This is a genomic window from Paenirhodobacter sp. (genome assembly GCF_050177655.1).
Taxonomy (GTDB): Bacteria; Pseudomonadota; Alphaproteobacteria; order Rhodobacterales; family Rhodobacteraceae; genus Rhodobacter.
In genome coordinates this window covers 31,892-49,693 of sequence record NZ_JBFXGV010000021.1, presented here as the reverse complement: position 1 = coordinate 49,693, position 17,802 = coordinate 31,892, and the positions used below count along the sequence as shown (strand labels likewise).

General features: G+C 66.4%; 17 protein-coding genes. 7 read left to right on the top strand and 10 right to left on the bottom strand.

Going from position 1 to position 17,802, the window contains the following annotated elements:
* Positions 1-316: 316 nt before the first annotated feature.
* Positions 317-1,480 carry a M20 aminoacylase family protein gene (locus AB7U46_RS09630; RefSeq protein ID WP_428336747.1) on the bottom strand — a complete coding sequence of 388 codons (1,164 nt, stop codon included), beginning with the start codon at positions 1,478-1,480 and terminating at the stop codon, positions 317-319.
* Between the two features lie 82 nt (positions 1,481-1,562).
* Here AB7U46_RS09630 and mazG point away from each other — a divergent pair, with 82 nt between their 5' ends.
* Positions 1,563-2,375 (top strand): nucleoside triphosphate pyrophosphohydrolase, encoded by an 813-nt coding sequence (gene mazG, locus AB7U46_RS09625; RefSeq protein WP_428336749.1) that lies wholly within the window; start codon positions 1,563-1,565, stop codon positions 2,373-2,375.
* A 48-nt stretch (positions 2,376-2,423) separates the two neighbouring features.
* Here the strand turns inward: mazG and AB7U46_RS09620 are convergent, their stop codons facing one another.
* The 3 genes from AB7U46_RS09620 to AB7U46_RS09610 all read right to left on the bottom strand — a co-directional run bounded on the left by AB7U46_RS09620 (position 2,424) and on the right by AB7U46_RS09610 (position 4,731).
* Positions 2,424-3,239 carry a sulfite exporter TauE/SafE family protein gene (locus tag AB7U46_RS09620; protein ID WP_428336746.1) on the bottom strand — a complete coding sequence of 272 codons (816 nt, stop codon included), beginning with the start codon at positions 3,237-3,239 and terminating at the stop codon, positions 2,424-2,426.
* 22 nt (positions 3,240-3,261) lie between these two features.
* A complete protein-coding gene (gene dusA / locus AB7U46_RS09615) occupies positions 3,262-4,245 on the bottom strand; it encodes a tRNA dihydrouridine(20/20a) synthase DusA (protein ID WP_428336745.1) in 984 nt (327 codons plus the stop codon).
* 123 nt (positions 4,246-4,368) lie between these two features.
* Positions 4,369-4,731: a hypothetical protein gene (locus AB7U46_RS09610; protein ID WP_428336744.1), complete on the bottom strand. Its 363-nt coding sequence runs from the start codon at positions 4,729-4,731 to the stop codon at positions 4,369-4,371.
* On the opposite strand from AB7U46_RS09610, the gene AB7U46_RS09605 reads away from it, so the two are divergent.
* The 3 genes from AB7U46_RS09605 to AB7U46_RS09595 all read left to right on the top strand — a co-directional run bounded on the left by AB7U46_RS09605 (position 4,718) and on the right by AB7U46_RS09595 (position 9,714).
* On the top strand, positions 4,718-5,434 hold the full coding sequence (locus tag AB7U46_RS09605; RefSeq protein ID WP_428336743.1) for a site-specific integrase: 717 nt from the start codon (positions 4,718-4,720) through the stop codon (positions 5,432-5,434). The genes AB7U46_RS09610 and AB7U46_RS09605 overlap by 14 nt on opposite strands.
* 117 nt (positions 5,435-5,551) lie before the next feature.
* Positions 5,552-8,413 (top strand): AAA family ATPase, encoded by a 2,862-nt coding sequence (locus tag AB7U46_RS09600; RefSeq protein ID WP_428336742.1) that lies wholly within the window; start codon positions 5,552-5,554, stop codon positions 8,411-8,413.
* Complete coding sequence (locus tag AB7U46_RS09595) at positions 8,410-9,714, top strand: McrC family protein (RefSeq protein WP_428336741.1); 1,305 nt, start codon at positions 8,410-8,412, stop codon at positions 9,712-9,714. Before AB7U46_RS09600 ends, AB7U46_RS09595 begins: the two co-directional genes overlap by 4 nt.
* A gap of 699 nt (positions 9,715-10,413) precedes the next feature.
* On the opposite strand, the gene AB7U46_RS09590 is transcribed toward AB7U46_RS09595, so the two are convergent.
* Positions 10,414-10,977 carry a TetR/AcrR family transcriptional regulator gene (locus tag AB7U46_RS09590; RefSeq protein WP_428336740.1) on the bottom strand — a complete coding sequence of 188 codons (564 nt, stop codon included), beginning with the start codon at positions 10,975-10,977 and terminating at the stop codon, positions 10,414-10,416.
* Between the two features lie 82 nt (positions 10,978-11,059).
* Between AB7U46_RS09590 and AB7U46_RS09585 the strand changes: the two genes are divergently transcribed.
* Both AB7U46_RS09585 and AB7U46_RS09580 read left to right on the top strand, forming a co-directional pair.
* The gene (locus tag AB7U46_RS09585) at positions 11,060-11,929 is read left to right on the top strand and encodes an alpha/beta hydrolase family protein (RefSeq protein ID WP_428336739.1); all 870 of its coding nucleotides are present in this window, start codon (positions 11,060-11,062) and stop codon (positions 11,927-11,929) included.
* Positions 11,926-12,414 carry a hypothetical protein gene (locus AB7U46_RS09580; RefSeq protein WP_428336738.1) on the top strand — a complete coding sequence of 163 codons (489 nt, stop codon included), beginning with the start codon at positions 11,926-11,928 and terminating at the stop codon, positions 12,412-12,414. The genes AB7U46_RS09585 and AB7U46_RS09580 overlap by 4 nt, the downstream gene beginning before the upstream one ends.
* A gap of 175 nt (positions 12,415-12,589) precedes the next feature.
* On the opposite strand, the gene AB7U46_RS09575 is transcribed toward AB7U46_RS09580, so the two are convergent.
* From AB7U46_RS09575 to AB7U46_RS09565, 3 genes are all read right to left on the bottom strand, one after another.
* Complete coding sequence (locus AB7U46_RS09575; RefSeq protein ID WP_428336737.1) at positions 12,590-13,330, bottom strand: SDR family oxidoreductase; 741 nt, start codon at positions 13,328-13,330, stop codon at positions 12,590-12,592.
* A gap of 27 nt (positions 13,331-13,357) precedes the next feature.
* Positions 13,358-13,708: a cyclophilin-like fold protein gene (locus AB7U46_RS09570; RefSeq protein ID WP_428336736.1), complete on the bottom strand. Its 351-nt coding sequence runs from the start codon at positions 13,706-13,708 to the stop codon at positions 13,358-13,360.
* A 91-nt stretch (positions 13,709-13,799) separates the two neighbouring features.
* Entirely contained in the window at positions 13,800-14,195 is a 396-nt protein-coding gene (locus AB7U46_RS09565; RefSeq protein WP_428336735.1) for a (R)-mandelonitrile lyase, read from the bottom strand.
* 111 nt (positions 14,196-14,306) lie between these two features.
* On the opposite strand from AB7U46_RS09565, the gene AB7U46_RS09560 reads away from it, so the two are divergent.
* Positions 14,307-15,194: a LysR family transcriptional regulator gene (locus AB7U46_RS09560; protein ID WP_428336734.1), complete on the top strand. Its 888-nt coding sequence runs from the start codon at positions 14,307-14,309 to the stop codon at positions 15,192-15,194.
* Between the two features lie 156 nt (positions 15,195-15,350).
* Here AB7U46_RS09560 and AB7U46_RS09555 read toward each other — a convergent pair whose 3' ends face one another.
* Both AB7U46_RS09555 and AB7U46_RS09550 read right to left on the bottom strand, forming a co-directional pair.
* Complete coding sequence (locus AB7U46_RS09555) at positions 15,351-16,550, bottom strand: serine hydrolase domain-containing protein (protein ID WP_428336733.1); 1,200 nt, start codon at positions 16,548-16,550, stop codon at positions 15,351-15,353.
* A 105-nt stretch (positions 16,551-16,655) separates the two neighbouring features.
* A complete protein-coding gene (locus AB7U46_RS09550) occupies positions 16,656-17,669 on the bottom strand; it encodes an AraC family transcriptional regulator (RefSeq protein ID WP_428336732.1) in 1,014 nt (337 codons plus the stop codon).
* Positions 17,670-17,802: the final 133 nt, after the last annotated feature.

The following is a 17,802-nucleotide window of genomic DNA, read 5'->3' as shown; positions in this document are numbered from 1 at the left end:
ATGCGGGGGTAACGAACATGGCTGGACCTTTCGTTAGGGCCTTGGGGATCTGGTCCCGGTTTTCGGCGCGCACCCTAGCCGCGCCCCCCCGCAATGGCAAGGCGCGACGGGGCGGGAAATGCCCCGCTCACGCTCCCGTCAGAATCGCGGCTTTTGCCCCCCTGCGCAGGCGGGGCTCCGCCCCCTTGGCCTGCGGCCAATTCCCCCGAGGTATTTCAGGCAAGATGAAGGAGCGGGTTTTCATCTTGCCGAAAATACCTCGGGGGTGAGGGCGAAGCCCGAGGGGGCAGCGCCCCCTGCCCGGCCGCCCCCCGGATCAGACCACCGGCAGCGCGCGCTCGACGAGCCGCGCAAAGAAGCTCGCGCCGATCGGCGCCGCCTCGTCGTTGAAATCATAGGCCGGATGATGCAGCCCCGCCCCCGGGCCGATGCCCATGAAGAGGAAGGCGCCGGGGCGCGCCTCGAGCATATAGGCGAAATCCTCCGAGCCCATCTCGCGCCCGGCATCGTCGTTGACCGCGTCGCGGCCCGAGACCTCGCGCGCGACATCGACCGCAAACCGCGCCTCCTCGGCGTGGTTCACCGTCGGCGGATAGCCCTTGTCATAGCGGATCTCGGCACGCACCCCATGCGCCGCGGCGATGCCCGCGACGATCTCGTGGAAGCGGCGCTCGACCATCTCGCGCACCTCCGGGGTGAAGGAGCGGATCGTCGCGCAGAACCAGCCGGTTTCGGGGGTGATATTGTCGGCCGAGCCGACATGGATCTGGGTGATCGAAACGACGAGCTCGTCGAGCGGGTCGAGGTTGCGGCTCACGATCGTCTGCAGCGCGCTCACCATGCTCACGATCGCGGGGATCGGATCGGAGCAGACCTGCGGCGTCGCGGCATGGCCGCCCTTGCCCGTCACCGTGACCCAGGCGGTGTCGACCGCCGCCATCAGCGCGCCCTGCGTCGTCTGGAAATGGCCAAGCGGCAGGTTCGGCGCGTTGTGGATGCCGTAGACCTGGGTGATGCCGAAGCGGTCCATCACCCCCTCCTGCACCATCACGCCGCCGCCGCCGCCATCCTCTTCGGCGGGCTGGAACAGGAGCGCCACCGTGCCCGCGAAATTCCGCGTCTCGGCGAGGTATTTCGCGGTGCCGAGCAGCATCGTGGTATGGCCGTCATGGCCGCAGGCGTGCATCCGGCCCGGATGCTCCGAGGCGTAGCCCTTGCCGGTGAGCTCGGTGATCGGCAGCGCGTCCATGTCCGCGCGCAGCCCGATCACCGGGCCGGGCTTGCAGCCGCGGATCAGCGCGACGATGCCGCTTTTCGCGATGCCCTCGTGGATCTCGTCGACGCCGATCTCCCTCAGCCGCGCCGCGACGAAGCCCGAGGTCTGCGGCAGGTCGAACTGCAGCTCGGGGTGGCGATGCAGCCACTGCCGCCATTCCTTCATCTCGGGGGCGAGGGCGGCGATGCGATTGATCACGGGCATGGTGGACTCGGGGGTTGCGCAAGGATAGCTGATTGAATGACCCCGAAACGGAGGAAGGGCAATGCCGAAACCGACCGATCCGATGCTGTTCGACGCCGGCGGAGACGTGGCGGAGCAGTTCCGCCGTCTCGTCGCGATCATGGCCTGCCTGCGCGACCCCGAGACCGGCTGCCCCTGGGATCTGGAGCAGGATTTCGCCTCGATCGCGCCCTATACGATCGAGGAGGCGCATGAGGTCGCCGATGCGATCGAACGCGGCGCCTGGGATGAGCTCGAGGGCGAGCTGGGCGATCTCGCGTTGCAGGTGGTGTTCCATGCACGCCTCGCCGAGGAGGCCGGGCATTTCGACGCCGCGGGCGTGCTGCGCGCGATCAACGCGAAGATGATCTCGCGCCACCCGCATGTCTTCGGCACCGAGAGCCGCGACAAGTCGGCCGCGCAGCAGACCGAGGACTGGGAGAAGATCAAGGCGGCCGAGCGCGCCGGGCGCGCCGAAAAGGGCGTGCTCGACGGCGTGGCGCTGGGTCTGCCGGCGCTCAGCCGCGCGCTGAAGCTGCAAAACCGCGCCGCGCGGGTGGGGTTCGACTGGCCCTCGACCGCCGAGGTGGTGGAGAAGATCGTCGAGGAGGCGCAGGAGCTGAACGAGGCGCGCGAGAGCCTCGGCCCCGCGGAGATCGCCGAGGAATATGGCGATCTGCTTTTCGTCATCGTCAATCTGGGCCGGCATCTGGGGCTTGACCCGGAGGCCTGCCTGCGCGCGACGAATGGCAACTTCACCCGCCGTTTCAATTACATCGAGGACGAACTTAACGCGCGCGGAAAGACCCCGGCGCAACGCGATCTGGCGGAGATGGATGCGCTTTGGAATGCCGCGAAGGCGCAGGGGGTGAAGTGAGGAGCGGGGCTCTGCCCCGCACCCCGGAGTATTTCAGCCAAGAAAAAATCAGAACAGCGCCTTGCGCAGCATGTTCAGCGCGACCAGCATGAGGAAGCCCGCGAAGATCCGCTTGAGCGGCTTCGGGTCGAGCCGATGCGCGAGCGCCGCGCCCCAGGGCGCCGTGATCGTCGTCGTCGCGATCACCACGAGGAAGGCCGGGATGTTGATCGCGCCCACCGTATAGGGCGGCGCATCGGGCACTTTCGTGAGCAGGAAGGCCACCGCCGAGGGCAGCGCGATGGTGACGCCGAAGCCCGCCGAAGTGGCCACCGCGCGATGGATCGGCACCCCGTGCAGCGTCAGCATCGGCGTACCGATCGAACCGCCGCCGATGCCGAGCAGCACCGAGACGAAGCCCATCAGCGGCCCGAACCAGGCGCGGAAAATCCCGCCCGGCAGGCTGTCGGAGAGCCGCCAGCTCGCCTTGCCGAAGGCCATGTAGCAGGCGATGCAGAACACCATCACGCCGAAGATCAGCTGCAGCGTCTGGGTCCGCAGCTGCGCCACCACCATCACGCCGACGACGGCACCCACCGCGATCGGCGGCGCCCACTGCTTCAGGATCGTCCAGTCCACCGCGCCGCGCCGGTTATGCGCCAGCACCGAGCGCACCGAGGTCACGATGATCGTCGCGAGCGAGGTGGCGACGCAGACCTGCATCAGATTGTCCGAACCGTAGCCGAGGCCGGAGAAGAGGTAGAAGAAGGCCGGCACCAGCACGATGCCGCCCCCCACCCCGAGCAGCCCGGCCAGAACCCCGGCGAAGGCGCCGACGGCGATGAGCGTCGCGACGAGCGGCAAGAGCGTTTGCAGATGCGTCATGGTGATCCTCCCGCGCCAAGGCTTAGAGAGCGCGGAGCACTTCCGCCAGCGCCAAATCGTAAAGCGCGAGCCCGGCGCCCTCGCGCGTGGCCCCTTCGGAAAGCACCCGGCGCCAGCCGCGCGCCCCGGGCCGACCGTGGAAGAGGCCAAGCATGTGGCGCGTGATCTGGTGCAGCCGCCCGCCCGCGGCGAGGTGATCCGCGATATAGGGCTTCATCGCTTCGGCCACCGCGAAAGGATCGGCCTCGCCCCCCTGCCCCCAGATCTCCAGATCGGCGCGGCCGAGGATGTTCATCGGCTCGTGATAGGCGGTGCGCCCGACCATCGCCCCGTCGAGGCCGGAGGCGAGCTCCGCCCGCACCTCGGCGAGGCTGGTGAGCCCGCCGTTGATCGAGAGGTGCAGCGCCGGGAACTCCGCCTTCATCGCATGCACGAGGCGGTAGTCGAGCGGCGGGATCTCGCGGTTGTCCTTCGGCGAGAGGCCCTGCAGCCAGGCCTTGCGCGCGTGGATTGTGAAGCGGCTGACGCCGGCGCCCGAGACGCGGCGCAGGAAATCGGGCAGCACCTCTTCCGGGATCTGGTCGTCGACGCCGATGCGGCATTTCACCGTGACCTCGACCGGGCTCGCGGCGATCATCGCCTCGACACAGCGCGCGACGAGATCGGGCGTCTTCATCAGGACCGCACCGAAAGCCCCCGACTGCACCCGGTCGGAGGGGCAGCCGCAATTGAGGTTGATCTCGTCATAACCCCAGTCGGCGGCGATCCGCACCGCCTCGGCCAGTTCGGCCGGCTCGGAACCGCCCAGCTGCAACGCGACGGGATGTTCCGCCGCGGAATAGTCGAGCAGCTGCGCGCGCCGGCCGTGCACGATCGCGGGCGCGGTGACCATCTCGGTGTAAAGCAGCGCGTGGCGCGAGATATGCCGATGGAAGACCCGGCAATGGCGGTCGGTCCAATCCATCATCGGCGCTACGGCGAGCGCATATGCTTTATTTTTCGTCATTTTTTCTTTATCTTCAACATATTGCGCGGCAGCGTCTGCACTCCATCTTGCGACCGGATACGCCCCTTTCCGCCACGTTTCGACCGCGCAGTGCACATAGAGAGCACACGAATGGCGACGATTTCAAAGCTTCCCTCTAGCTCCTGGCGCGCTCAGGTCAGACGCAAGGGCAATTACGTCAGCGAAACCTTCCTGAGGCGCGGCGATGCGGAGCTTTGGGCGCGGAGTGTCGAGAGCAGGATCGATCGCGGCGAAGCTATACACGCCGGAGCGCGGGCGGCCAAGACATTCGGCGAGCTGATCACACTGCACAAAGCGGATCTGGCCGAGGTCGGCAAACCGCTCGGGCGCTCGAAAGCCGCCAGCCTCGGTTTCCTCACTTTGCGGCTCGGCCCCCTGAAACCCTCCGAGCTGGGCCGCGAGCGGCTGATCGCCTTCGGCCGCAAGCCGCGCCAGGGAAGGGGCCGGCCCCGTGACCGTCGGCATCGACCTTGGTTCTATCAAGACGATCCTCTCCCATGCTTCCGCCGTGCACGGCCTCATCGCCCCCACCGATGGCGTCGCGCACGCCCGGATCGCGCTCACGCGCCTCGGCCTCGTCGACAAGGGTTCGGAGCGCGACCGCCGCCCGAGCTCCGACGAGATCGAGGCGATCCTTGCCGCTTTGGAAAGCAACCCGAGGCAGTTCATCCCCGCGGCCCTCATCGTGCGGTTCGTCCTTGCGACTGCCATGCGGCAGGACGAGATCTGCCGCCCCCGCTGGGAAGATTACGCCCCCCGCGCCCCGATGCTCTTCATCTGCGCCCGCAAGGACCCGCGCCGCAAGACCGGCAACCACCAACGCATCCCCCTGCTCTCGGTCTCGGACTACGATCCCTGCGCGTTGATCGAGGAACAGCGCAAGATCGTCGGCAGTCGCGGCAGGATCTTTCCTTATAACGTCCGCTCCGTCGGCGCCGCTTTCCGGCGGGTTTGCAACGCGTTGCAGATCGAGGACCTGCATTTCCACGACCTGCGCCACGAAGCCACCAGCCCCCTGTTCGAAGCCGGCTTCACCATCGAACAGGTTGCCCCGGACACGGGTGGCGTAAAGGGCGCTGCCAGCTCGAGAACCGAGCACAGACCAAAACTCCAACATTGCGATTGGAAAGCGAACCCGGATAGCCTCGGGCGAGCCATCGAAACTTGAGGATGATGGAAGTGCCCCTCAGGTTGTACAAGCAAATGAGTGGGGCTCGGCAGTCGTCCGATTTCCGCGATCGGGCCAACCGCAGGTGCCGGCAGGACGTATTGGGAGGCGTTTCCTTTGAAGGACGAAACTGCATTCAAGGCATGGCTGGAACAGGGCGGCGCGCAAACTGAAAAGGGGCGGAATGCGCGTCTCTATGCCGTGCGGACGATCGAGACCAAGCTTTCCGCGCTCGGCTCGCCCTATCACGATCTGCATGAGGCCTGGAACGACGATCAATTCTCGGGTCTGAGAGATCGGCTCAGGGCGATGCGAGACGATGCCCGCTCAGGTGGCGAAGACTACCGCATCCTGATGCCGAACTCGGACAAACCGCACAACCGCCTGTCAAGCTGGGGCAGCTGGCTTGGACAATATGGGCGCTTCCTTGCAGGTGAGCCCCCCGGGAACACCAAAGACGCCGATCGTATTCGGCAGTATGTGCTGGAGCACTACATCGAACCCGGCCGTGAAGAAGGAAATACGCACGTCGACGTATCGGTGCGCGATGTAAACGCCGCGCTCGATTTGAACCAGGCTTGGCCGAATATCTGTCAGGCGTTGGCGGGAAAGAAGTTTCAAGAGCTTGCCGAGATTGCCTCTCCAGAGCAGATCGGGGCCGATCAAAGCCCGGCCACCGTCTTTCGTTTTGACCTGAACCCCGCAGGTGTGAACAGGAGCGCACTTGAAAATCTCCGCCGGAGATTTCTCGCCCTCTGCCCGGATTTCAGGGACTTCGTCGAACCCGGTGAAGGATGGGCCTGGGGCGAAAAGGCTTACAAGCTCGCGGCAAGCGAACGGGTCCGCGCCGTCTTGAACGAACAGGTTCAAGACGATTCGCTCGGAAAAGCGGTGGTCGAGATCCTGAAAACCGCCGCGAAGGACGGACCTTTCATCCGATGGCAAACGGAAGACAGGATCGCCAAGGAAACGCCGGAGTTACTCGGGGAGTTTTACGCGGCGATCGGCACGTTGCTGCGTAGCGATCACCCAGCGCAGACAGCTCTCTCCGAGGCATTCGACGCATTGGGCGATTTGCGGTCCCGGGGGGCGACGTCTCTGACCTACGGGGAGAGATTGAACATCGTCTTTTCGGCTCTTGCCATGACACGCCCATCCGAAGCCGTTCCCTTGAAAATCACCCGGATAAACGAAGCTTGGGAGGTTCTCACGACCGAGAAGCTTTTCGTTGAATCCAAGGCAGACATGTTGCGTGACTACCGGCGCTTTGCAGAGGTTTTTTCCAACCTCTTTGAGATCATGCGCGACGAATGGCATTGGCGCCCGCAGGACTGGCTCGACATACAGGGCTTTCTCTGGATCGCACTGGACAAATCACTTCCTGAGGCCTCCCTCTCCCCCGTCGAGGGCGTCAAGCCGCAGGAAACGGAGAACCCCCAACCGATGGCGACCACCAACCTCATCCTCTACGGCCCTCCCGGCACCGGGAAGACCTATCACTCCGCGGCCGAGGCGCTGCGCCTGTGCGGCGTGCCGGTCCCGGCAGATCGCAACGAACTCATGACGGCCTATCAGAGCCTCGTGGCTACGGGGCGGATCGAATTCGTCACCTTCCATCAATCCATGGCCTATGAGGAATTCGTCGAGGGGCGCCAGCCGATGACCGGCTCGGAAGAGGGAGAGGACGGCGCGACGGCGGGCTTCCGGCTGGAAACCGTGCACGGCATCTTCCGGCGCATCGCCCGACGGGCAGAAGCGAGCCGCGGGAGTATCGGGGCCGAAACGAGGCTGTCGCTCGACGGGCGACAGGTCTTCAAGATGTCGATCGGGGCCATCGCCCTGCCCGAAGATACGCCGCTTTTCGACGAAGCGATCGAAAAGGGATGCGCGATCTTCGGATTTCCCGATTTCGATCTCACCGATGCCCGCTTTTCGTCGCGCGAGGCGATCCACGACGCAGCCAAGGCGCGAAAGCAGGAAAACCCTGCCGCATATTTCTCCGAGCCCGCCACGATGATGATCGACCTCTTTCGCAACAAGCTGAAAGAGGGCGACGTGCTGCTCGTCACCAAGGGCAATCTGTTGGTGCGAGCGATTGGCATCGTTACGGGAGGCTACCAGTTCACGCCAATCGAAGGGCGCCACGACTATGCCCAACGCCGTGCCGTCGACTGGCTCTGGGTCGACAGGGAAGGGATCGCCGCGAGCGACATCTATGCGATGCAGCTTTCGCAGCGCACGATCTACCAGCTCGACAAGACCTCGCTCAACCTCCCCGCCCTCGAACGCTACATGAATAGCCTGCAGGCCGAAGGCCCCGCCGCGCCCGAGCCCTTCGTGCTGATCATCGACGAGATCAACCGCGCCAATATATCAAAGGTGTTCGGCGAGCTCATCACGCTGCTCGAGCCCGACAAGAGGCTCGGCCAGCCCAATCAGATCAAGCTGCGCCTGCCCTATTCGCGCGACGAATTCGGCGTACCGGCGAACCTTCACATCATCGGCACGATGAACACCGCCGACCGCTCCATCGCGCTGCTCGACACCGCGCTGCGCCGCCGCTTCAGCTTTCGCGAGATGATGCCTGAGCCCACGGTTCTGGCCGAAGCCGCGGCGAAAACCGGGATGGACCTGCCCCGCCTGCTGACGGTGATAAACGAACGGATCGAATATCTCTACGATCGCGAGCACCAGATCGGACATGCCTATTTCATCACCTGCGCCACGCGCGCAGATGTCGATGCGGTGATGCGCGACAAGGTGATCCCGCTTCTGGCGGAATATTTCTTCGAGGACTGGGCGAAGATCGCCGCGGTTCTGGGCGATCTGGAGGCGCATGAGGGCAAGATCGAGGGTGGCTTCCTCACCCGCTCCGTTCTGAAAGCGCCGCCGGGCCTGGACGATGGCGAGGCGATGGTGCGTTTCCGCTGGGATGTGCGGGCCGGCAGTTTCGATTATTCACGGCTGCTCGGCGCATGATCCGCCGCACCCTCCACGAATGGCAGCGCATCGGTTACGGCGAGGACGAGGCCTCGATCCCGCAGGCGCAGGCCGATCGGATCGCCGCCATCGCCGCGCGCTCCGCTTTCGCCGGCCGGGGGGGCGACGGGGTTCTGGAACATGGGCGCAAGGGGCTGCGCGCGCGTGGCGTGGTGGGCGTGATCGCGACCGAGGGCTGTCAGCTCGAAATCCTGCCGAAGATCGAAGCCGCCGGCGAACGGGGCGCAAGCGAAGCCTTCCTGCGCCAACGGCTCGTGCATATGCTGGCGGTCATCCATGATCTGCGCATCGACGCCGGCGCGATGACGCAGCTCGGGTGGCAGAAAGACACCGTGCTCGAGCTGCTGATCCGCCTGTTTGCCGCGAAGCTGACGGATGCGGTGCGCATGGGGCTGCCCCGCCGCTACCTGGAGCAGGCCGACGATCTGCCTGCCCTGCGCGGTCGACTCGATGTGACCCGGCAATTCTCCCGCCACGCCGTGGCGCCGCAGCGGCTGGCCTGCAGGTATGACGAGCTGTCGCCCGATATCGCGCTCAACCATGTGATGCGCGCCACCGTGACGCGCCTGAGACGGCTGGCTCAGGCACCGGACAACCAGCGCATGCTGCGCGAACTCGGCTTCGCCTATGCCGATGTCTCCGAGGTCGCGGTGCCCGCACTGCGCTGGGACCGGATCACGCTGGACCGTACGAACCAGAGGTGGCGCGACCTCCTCACCTTCGCGCGTCTCTTCCTCTCCGATCGCCACCAGCAAACCAGCGCCGGGTCGAGTGACGGCCACGCGCTGCTCTTCGAAATGAACACCCTCTTCGAGCAATATGTCGCCCGCCTCCTGGCGCGCGCCCTAGCCGGCAGCGGCTTGCGCGTCACTGCGCAGGGCGGGCACAGGGATTGCCTGTTCGAAGGCGAAACCGGCCGCTTCCGCACCAAGCCGGATCTGATCATCCGGCAAGGCGACCGGATCGTGATGGTCATCGACACGAAATGGAAGCGCATGACCCCACGTATCGACGATCCGAAGCAAGGCGTCAGCCAGGCCGACGTCTACCAGCTGATGGCCTACAGCCAGCTCTATCACTGCCCGAACGTCATGCTGCTCTATCCGCACCACGGGGAACTCCCCGCCGAGCCAGTCCACGCAGGGTACGCCATCGCAGCCCAAGGGGCCGCCGAAACCCTGCGGATTGCGACGCTCGACGTCACCGGACCGAGCCGGGGCCATGTCGCGGCCCTGAAACAGCTGGTCGCCCAGTCTCTTCCCTTCGAGGCGATCACCTGACGCCACTCCCCCGCCTCAACAAGCGAGCACGCGCCATATCGCGGGATATTCTCAAAAAGTTTTCCACTCGACAGCCACTGTGGATGCCGAAGTATTGAAATCCTTGATGAATTTTGGGCACCTTGCTCGCGACCGATCCGCAGGCACAGGAACAGCCAAGTCGTGTCAGAGACTTATGGCATTCGTGGCAGGCGCTCTTATCTTGCCCTTTTCCTGGTCCGTCCTTACAGCCCGCCATTCCGCCGGATTTACGCTGCGGCACGCTTGTCCACGCCATCGCATGCAACTGCTCGGAATGATGCATTTCGCGGTAATGTGTATGCGCGATGGTATCTTGGGCCGCTGCGAAACCGCCCGGCACTCGCCTTCTAGATACATCGCATCATCGGCGGTCGTTTCGCGCGACATCGTGAGAATAATAGGAAGCAAAGCTCCGATTTTCGTGTGCACCCGCTGCACACATAGATGATCAAGATATTGTTTTAATGTAACAATATGTAAAATCTATCATCGGAGCCACGGACCGGCGCCAGGGTGCGATGCGGTGTCCGGTGTCACGACATATCTCTGAAAATCTCTGATGCGCCTGCAGCCCGAGAGCCATGTTCCTGTCTGGAAGGAGCCCGTTTTCTCCCGTTTGGAGGTTTCCTGCAAGCAAATGGTCGGATCGCGCGCACGCGCCCCCGGAAAGCCTTTCTGTCAGACCTGCGCCCCACGCGCAGACCTCAATTGCGACGCCAATTGGATGAAGGGAGCATTCGACTGCTGGGCGAAAGCCATGACCCAGGCCCCCTGCAGGCGGATATGCAGCGAAAAGGCCTCGTCGCGCGGGGCGGCGTGCCCCAGACGGGCCGCATGGCCCGCGATGCAATCGGTCCAGCGCGCGTAAACCTCCTGCGCGGCCACCTGCAGGCGCGGTTCGGCCGGCGCGGCCTGCAGGATGCTGAGCACCGGACAGGCGGGCACATGCGCCTCGGAGGTCACCGCGGCCGCGATCGCCTCGCAAACCGCGAGCGCCCCGGCCTCGTAGCTGTCGGCCGCGTTGAAGATCCTGTCCAGAAGGGTTTCGAGCCAGCATCCCGCCCAGCGGGTCGCAGCATCGGCGAGCTCCGGCTTGCCCCCCGGGAAATGGTAATAAAGCGACCCCTTGGGAAGCTTGGCCAGGGCCAGAATTTCCGACAGCCCAACCCCCGAATAGCCCTTCTGACGAAAGAGCGCGGAGGCGGCACGCAACAGTTTCTCACGGGAATCGAGCGCGTCCATCAGAAAAGGATAGCGTCATTAGACCAATTGGTCTACTGACCTGAATAGACCGACTGGTCTAGACCTTCAGACGGAGCCTCGCATGCAACCTGCCCCGCGGAAAATCGAGATCCCAGCCGAGGGCGCGCGGCTCGTCGGCACCTATTATCCGCCCGAAGGCCCTGCGCGGGCGAACCTCGTGCTGCACGGCGCCACCGGCGTTCCGCAGCGGTTCTACCGGCACTTCGCCGCCTGGGCCGCGGCGCGCGGGATCGGGGTGCTGACCTATGACTACCGCGATTTCGGCGAGTCCCAGCAGCGCCCGATGCGCGACAGCGACACGATCTTTGCCGACTGGGCGGTGCGCGATCAGGCGGCGGCCCAGCGGGCACTGGCCGAGATCGCGCCCGAGGGGCCGCTCTGGGTGCTCGGCCACAGTCTCGGCGGGCTTGGCATTCCGTTTCACGACTACCCCGCGCGCACCGAGAAGATCGTCTCCGTCGGCGCGGGGATCGGCCATTTCACCGATCACCCCTGGAGCTATCGCCCCAAGGTGCTCGCGTTCTGGTTCCTGCTTGGCCCGGTCGCCACGGCGCTCGCCGGCTACATGCCCGGCAAGCGCCTGCTGCTGGGCGCGGATCTGCCCGCGGGGGTCTATTGGCAGTGGCGCCGCTGGTGCACCCGGCGGGATTTCTACGACAGCGATATCGGCCGCTCGTTGCCCGCCCCCAATTACGCGCCATCCGTTCCACGGATCCGCATCTGCGTGGCCGGCGACGATGTGGTCGTGCCCCCGGTCGCCGTCCGGCGATATGCCGATGCCCTCGCCCCGGGGGGCGCGACCTATCATTGCGTCGCGCCCTCCGACCACGGCCTCGCGGCCCTTGGCCATATCGAATTTCTCGCCCGCGACAGGGAGCCCGCCTGGGCCGGGTTGCTGGACCTCTCCGAACCTCAAGAGGACGACCGATGACCCTGACCGATAGAATGGAGGCCGCCGGGGCGTCGATGGCCGGGCGCGCGCAGAAGGTGATCCTGCGCGCCAATCTCGCGATGATCGCCATGATCGTGATCCACGATACCGATCACGTCCGGCAGGCGAGCAACTGGTGCTACACGATCGGCCTGCAACTCTGGCTGGTGAATATCGCGGTCTATGTGCCAAGCCTGATCGCGCTGGCGCTTCTGTGGCGTGGGCGCGGGGCGGGAGTTGCGACGATGGTCAACGGCCTGCTCGTCGCGGCGGCGTTCTCCGAGGTCCATCTGTGGCGGCCCTCGATCCCGGTCTGGGGGATCTGGAACGACAATTTCTTCATTCTCGGGGCCGACAGGATCAGCTGGACGATCCTCGCGCTGACCGTGCTCGTCGGCGCCCTGGTGACCGCTGCGGGGGCCTATGCGCTGGGTCTTCAATGGGCCGCGCGGAGGTCCGACGCAGGACTGCCCCACGCGTCCTGATCGGGGCTTCGACCGGTGCTCGGGCCGCTCGGGCAGCGTGCGCGGCGCTGCCGCCGCGGCCTGCGCCCCTCGCAAATATGCGCGCCTTGCGCGGGATCTCGCCGGGCAGGCGCAGCGCCCTCCTCTTCAGGCCGGGGCGCCAGGGCGGCGGAGCCGTACTCCGCCGCCCGCAGCCTCACCAGGCCTGAACGGTCGGCCCGACGGTCAGCTCGCTGACGTTGGTGTCCGCGGGCTGCTCGATGGCGAAGGCCACGACGGCGGCGATCCGGTCCGGGGTGATGCCGACCTGCTCATAAAGCGCGGCCATGCCGGCCGCGGTGCCGGTGTCGCTGATCGTGTGCAGAAGCTCGGTGTTGATCGCGGCCGGGAAGATCGTCGCGGTGCGGATATTGGTGCCCTCCATCGCCGATTCCATGCGCAGGATCTCCATGAAGTCGCGCACGAAGAACTTGGTGCCGCCATAGACCGCCGCCGCCGGATAGGCCTTGAGCCCGGCAACCGAGGAGGTCGCGATCACATGGCCCGATTTCTGCGCGATGAACTCGGGCAGCACGGCGGCGACACCGTTCAGCACGCCCTTGATGTTGATGTCGACCATCGCATGCCAGTCGTCGGTCTTCAGCGCGGAAAGCGGCGAGCTCGGCATGATCCCGGCATTGAGGAAGATCACGTCGACACGGCCGAACCTGTCCTTCGCCAGTTTCACGATGGCGTCGTTGTCGGTCTGTTTCGTGACGTCGAGCACCTGCCAGATCGCCTCGCCGCCCGCGGCGGTGATCTCGTCCGCAAGGGCCTTCAGACGGTCCGCGCGCCGCGCGCCCAGAACAACCTTCGCGCCCTTCGCGGCGAGCAGTTTCGCACTGGCCTCGCCGATGCCCGACGAGGCGCCGGTGATGATGATGACCTTGTCTTTCATGTTCGTTTCCTTTCGTTGAGACAGGCCTCAGCCGTGGAGAGCCACGCTGAGGGGATAGGTGCCGCGCAGCCGGAGGGGCGCGATGTCGCCCTCGATCCGGCCCAGCCGGATCAGCCCGCGGGAGAAGCGATAGGGCGCGTGGAAAAACACGAGATTGCCCCAGGGCGCATAGGTGCAGACATCGCCCACCGCTTCGTCGCCGAAGGGGGCGGCCCCCTCCTCGGTCAGCTTGCGCGGCAGAGAGGCGATCTTTTCGTTCTGCGCATAATCCTCGATCGTCAGCGCGAGCGGCAGCAAGCTCAGGAGATCCTGCGCCGAGGGGCTGTCGTTCAGCGCGACGGTGAAAGCCTGATCGGCGAAGCGGCAGAGGAGGCGCATCGGAAGCCCCTTCGGCGTGGCATGCGCAGGGCGGCTCACCGCGGCACAGGCTGCGCCCGCGGTGAAGGCGCGCCGCGTCATCGGGGTGGGGTCAGCCGCGGTAGTCTGCATCGCTGACCGGTTCGAGCCAGGTGACGACCTCGCCGTCGACCGCCTCCTGAATGGCGATATGGGTCATGCCCACCTCGGGCGCGGCACCGTGCCAGTGCTTCTCGCCTGCCGGGAACCAGACCACATCGCCGGGGCGGATCTCCTCGACCGGGCCGCCGGCACGCTGCACGCGGCCAAGCCCGGCGGTGACGATCAGGGTCTGCCCCGCCGGGTGGGTGTGCCAGGTGGTGCGCGCGCCGGGCTCGAAGGTCACAGCGGCGCCGGCCGCCTGGCCTGGCGGTTCGGCCTGAAACAGCGGGTCGATCCGCACCGTGCCGGTGAACCAGTCGGCCGGCCCTTTCATCGAGGGCGTGCTGCCTGCGCGGGTGATTTTCATCGGAACCTCCTGCTTTCGTGGGTTGCCGTTGTTATATGGCCGCCCGCGACTTATTGATTAGAGGCGAAGCATCGCTTGAACTTATCGACCAGGACCATGAATGGAGGCGCAATGGCGCAGACCGATTTCAACGATCTGATGTGGTTTCTGGCGGTCACCGAGGAGGGCAGCTTCACCCGGGCCGCGGCGAAGCTTGGCGTCGTGCAATCGACGCTGAGCCACCGGATCAAGAAGCTGGAAACCCGGATGGGCATGCGGCTGCTGGCGCGCACCACGCGCTCGGTCGCCACGACCGAGGCGGGCGAGCGGCTGCGGCGGGCGCTTGCCCCCCGGGTGAGCGAGATCGAGGAGGAGATCGCCGCGCTGATGGAGCTGCGCGACCGGCCCGCGGGCTCGGTACGGATCACGCTCTCGCATCATGCGCTGACGCAGCTGATCTGGCGCAAGCTGCGCCCGGTGCTGCGCGACTATCCCGACATCCGGCTGGAGCTGAGCGTCGACGGCGGCTTTCGCAATATCGTCGAGGACGGGTTCGACGCCGGGATCCGGCTCGGCGAAAGCGTCGAGCATGACATGATCGCGCAGCGTGTCGGGCCCGACTGGCGGCTGGTCGCGGTGGCCGCGCCCGGCTATCTGGCGGCCCGCGGGCGGCCCGGGCATCCGCAGGATCTGCTGGCGCATGACTGCATCAACCGGCGTCTGGTGACGGCGGGCGGGCTTTATGCCTGGGAGTTCGAGAAGGACGGCAAGGAGCTGCGGGTCCGCGTCGAGGGGCGGCTGACGCTGAACGACGAGGCGACGATGGTCGCGGCGGCGCTCGACGGGGTGGGCATCGCCTATGTGCCCGAGGATATGGTGGCGGCGCATCTCGCCAGCGGCGCGCTCGAGCTGCTGCTCGACGACTGGTCGCCACGCTTCGCCGGCTATCACATCTACTACCCGAGCCGGCATCAGAACCTGCCCGCCTTCAAGGTCGTGGTGAACGCGCTGCGCCAGTGAACCGGGCGGAGCGGAGGTCTCCGCCCTGCCCCGGCCCCGGCCCCTTCCGTTCCCGGCAAAGACGGCCCCACCCCGCCCGAGCCGGCGGGTGGGGGCCGCCGCGAAGGCGCCCCGGAGCGGCAATCCGATCGCGCCCCGGGTCGTCCTGCGCCGGTCCTAGGCGGCCGCCGCAGCGGTGATCGCCCGGTAGACCGCAGTTTCGAACGCCATGTAGCCGGTGAAGGAAACCGCGTCGGCGAAGGGCAGGATCTGCGTCGCCCAATAGCCGCCCACCCCGTTCTTGCGATCAATCCAATAGTAGCTGTTGGCGAGCCCGGCCCAGCCGATCGCCCCCGCCGGGCGGCCGGTCGGGGCCTCTTCGGTATTGACCATGAACGTGTAGGACCAGTCCTTGGCAAGGCCCGGGAAGAACTCGGCATCGTTCGAGAGCGACGGGATCACCCCGCGCAGCATCGTCACCTTCTGCGGCGGCACGAGCGCGCCCCGGGTGGCCCAGTCCACCGTCTCGGGCTTCAGCACCCGGCCATGCGGGCCGGCGCCGTCGTTGAGCCACATGCGGATGAACTTCATGTATTCCGGCACGCTCGCGTAAAGACCGTGGCCGCCCATGTGAATCTCGGGATCGTCCGGAAGGGCGAAGTCGTCCATCGGCGTCAGGCCTCCGTCACCGGCGCGGGCGTGGATCACCGCGCTGCGCGCCTTCATGTCGTCGCTCCGCGTGAACGCGATGTCGGTCATGCCGAGCGGGGCGAAGACGCGCGAGGCCATCACCTCTCCCAGCCGCTTTCCGCGAATGCCCTCGAGCACCTGCCCCAGCCAGTCGATATTGGTGCCGTAGGTCCAGCGCTCCCCCGGGTCGAACAGCAGCGGCGTTTCGAGGCAGGCCCGGTTGGCGGCGACGACGCTGGGCTGCCCCCGTTCCTCGGCGAGGCGCCTGTAGGTCTCGTCGAAGAAATCATAGCCGAAGCCCGCGGTGTGCAGCATCAGCTGGCGCGTGGTGATGTCGGATTTCGGCGGTCGCAGCTTCGGCGTGCCATCGGCCTCGAACCCCTCGATCACCTGCAGCTTGCCGATCGCCGGGACGTAGTCCTTCGCCGGCGCGTCGAGGTCCAGAAGCCCCTCTTCGACGCATTGCAGCGCGCAGGTGCCGGCGATCGCCTTGGTGGTCGAGAAGATCGCGAAGACGGTGTCCTCGGTCATCGGCGCACCGCCCAGACGGCGCTCCCCCGCCGCGCCGGAATAGATGTCGCCGTCCCGGTCCGTCACCATGGCGACGACGCCGGGGACACGTCCGGCCGCATCGCCGCCGCTGACCTGCGACAACACCGCGTCGCAACTTGCCTTGAGATTGGTCATGGTCTCCTCCCTTGCCAATGTCCGCGGCAAGGGTAGCGCGGGGCCGGCGGGCCGTCTGTCTGCAAGCGGCAGGCGCTATCCGGTTTCGGAAGCGAAACGGCAGCCTCAGGCCAGGCGCCGCGCGCGCAGGCGGGTGTGCGAGGGCAGCTCCCCGAACCGCGCGCTATAGGCCCCGGCCAGCGCACCGAGGTTGACATAGCCCCAATCCGCCGCGATCTCGGAGATCGTGCGCGCAGGCGGCGCCCATTCCAGCTCCGCCCGCAGCCCCTCCAGCCGTTGCGCGGCGAGAAAGGCGCGCGGGGTGACGCCCCTGAACCGCGTGAACCCACCCGAGAGCGTCCGCGCCGAAACGCCGACCCGGCGCGCCACCTCGCCGATGGATGGGGCCTCGCGCGCCTCGGCCGCGAGGATTTCCTCCGCCTGCCGGACATAGCGCGGCGCGGCGGAACGCGCGCCGCGATCGAGCGCGATCCCCGCCCCCCGGGCCCACTCCATCAGCAACTCGAGGCAGACCATCTCCTCGATATGCCGGCCGAGCGGCCCCTCGGGCGGCAAGGGCAGATCGGCGCCCAGCGTGCGCGCGGCATAGTCCAGCAAGCTCAGCCAGCGCGACCCCGGCCCGCCGAACTTCAGTCGGCAGGTCCAGAGCCTGTCGTCCGGCACGAAGCCGAACCATCGTTCGGCGATCTCGGCCATCGCCGGGTGCGGGATCGTCAGATTGAACTGCATGTGCTGCGCGTCGCCATCGAGCCAGTAATCGGTGCGCGAGCAATCGACGACGAAGCTTTCGCCCGGCCTCGTCGTGGCGGGCTGCCCGTCGCAGTGATGACGCAGCGCACCGCGCAGGGTGTTGAGCACGAGGATATTGCCGGCCTCGGGGTCGAAATCGGAAAGATGGATGCCGGTGCCATAGGAAAAACGGGTGAAGGTCACCCGCCCCGACCGGGCCGAAAGCATCGTCGCATCGGGCTTGGCGAAGCGTTCGAGCGGGCGCACGCGATAGGGCATGTAGACGTTGCGGCAGAATTCCTGCACCTCGTCCCAGTCATGGGAATGCGTCGTTCCCCGATGACGGATCGGCGCGCCATCCGCGCCCAAGACAAGTGCCTCCTCCAGCATCCTGTCGCCCTCCCTCGATGTCCTCCGCCCGGAAGTCTAGAACAATCCGCAACCCGGTCAATTCCATGCGCGCCGAGCCGCCGGGTCAGGCCGCCCCCTCCGATCCGCGCCGAGGACGGCCTGCGGCGCGGCC

Bases quoted from the DNA above. Each gene is read 5' to 3' on its own strand.
- AB7U46_RS09595 (WP_428336741.1), top strand. From the start codon at position 8,410: ATGATCCGCCGCACCCTCCACGAATGGCAGCGCATCGGTTACGGCGAG.
- AB7U46_RS09620 (WP_428336746.1), bottom strand. From the start codon at position 3,239: ATGACGCATCTGCAAACGCTCTTGCCGCTCGTCGCGACGCTCATCGCC.
- AB7U46_RS09570 (WP_428336736.1), bottom strand. From the start codon at position 13,708: ATGCGCCTCCTCTGCCGCTTCGCCGATCAGGCTTTCACCGTCGCGCTG.
- AB7U46_RS09550 (WP_428336732.1), bottom strand. From the start codon at position 17,669: ATGCTGGAGGAGGCACTTGTCTTGGGCGCGGATGGCGCGCCGATCCGT.
- AB7U46_RS09560 (WP_428336734.1), top strand. From the start codon at position 14,307: ATGGCGCAGACCGATTTCAACGATCTGATGTGGTTTCTGGCGGTCACC.
- AB7U46_RS09565 (WP_428336735.1), bottom strand. From the start codon at position 14,195: ATGAAAATCACCCGCGCAGGCAGCACGCCCTCGATGAAAGGGCCGGCC.
- AB7U46_RS09630 (WP_428336747.1), bottom strand. From the start codon at position 1,480: ATGCCCGTGATCAATCGCATCGCCGCCCTCGCCCCCGAGATGAAGGAA.
- AB7U46_RS09610 (WP_428336744.1), bottom strand. From the start codon at position 4,731: ATGCCGACGGTCACGGGGCCGGCCCCTTCCCTGGCGCGGCTTGCGGCC.
- dusA (WP_428336745.1), bottom strand. From the start codon at position 4,245: ATGACGAAAAATAAAGCATATGCGCTCGCCGTAGCGCCGATGATGGAT.
- AB7U46_RS09585 (WP_428336739.1), top strand. From the start codon at position 11,060: ATGCAACCTGCCCCGCGGAAAATCGAGATCCCAGCCGAGGGCGCGCGG.
- AB7U46_RS09580 (WP_428336738.1), top strand. From the start codon at position 11,926: ATGACCCTGACCGATAGAATGGAGGCCGCCGGGGCGTCGATGGCCGGG.
- AB7U46_RS09590 (WP_428336740.1), bottom strand. From the start codon at position 10,977: ATGGACGCGCTCGATTCCCGTGAGAAACTGTTGCGTGCCGCCTCCGCG.
- mazG (WP_428336749.1), top strand. From the start codon at position 1,563: ATGCTGTTCGACGCCGGCGGAGACGTGGCGGAGCAGTTCCGCCGTCTC.
- AB7U46_RS09555 (WP_428336733.1), bottom strand. From the start codon at position 16,550: ATGACCAATCTCAAGGCAAGTTGCGACGCGGTGTTGTCGCAGGTCAGC.
- AB7U46_RS09575 (WP_428336737.1), bottom strand. From the start codon at position 13,330: ATGAAAGACAAGGTCATCATCATCACCGGCGCCTCGTCGGGCATCGGC.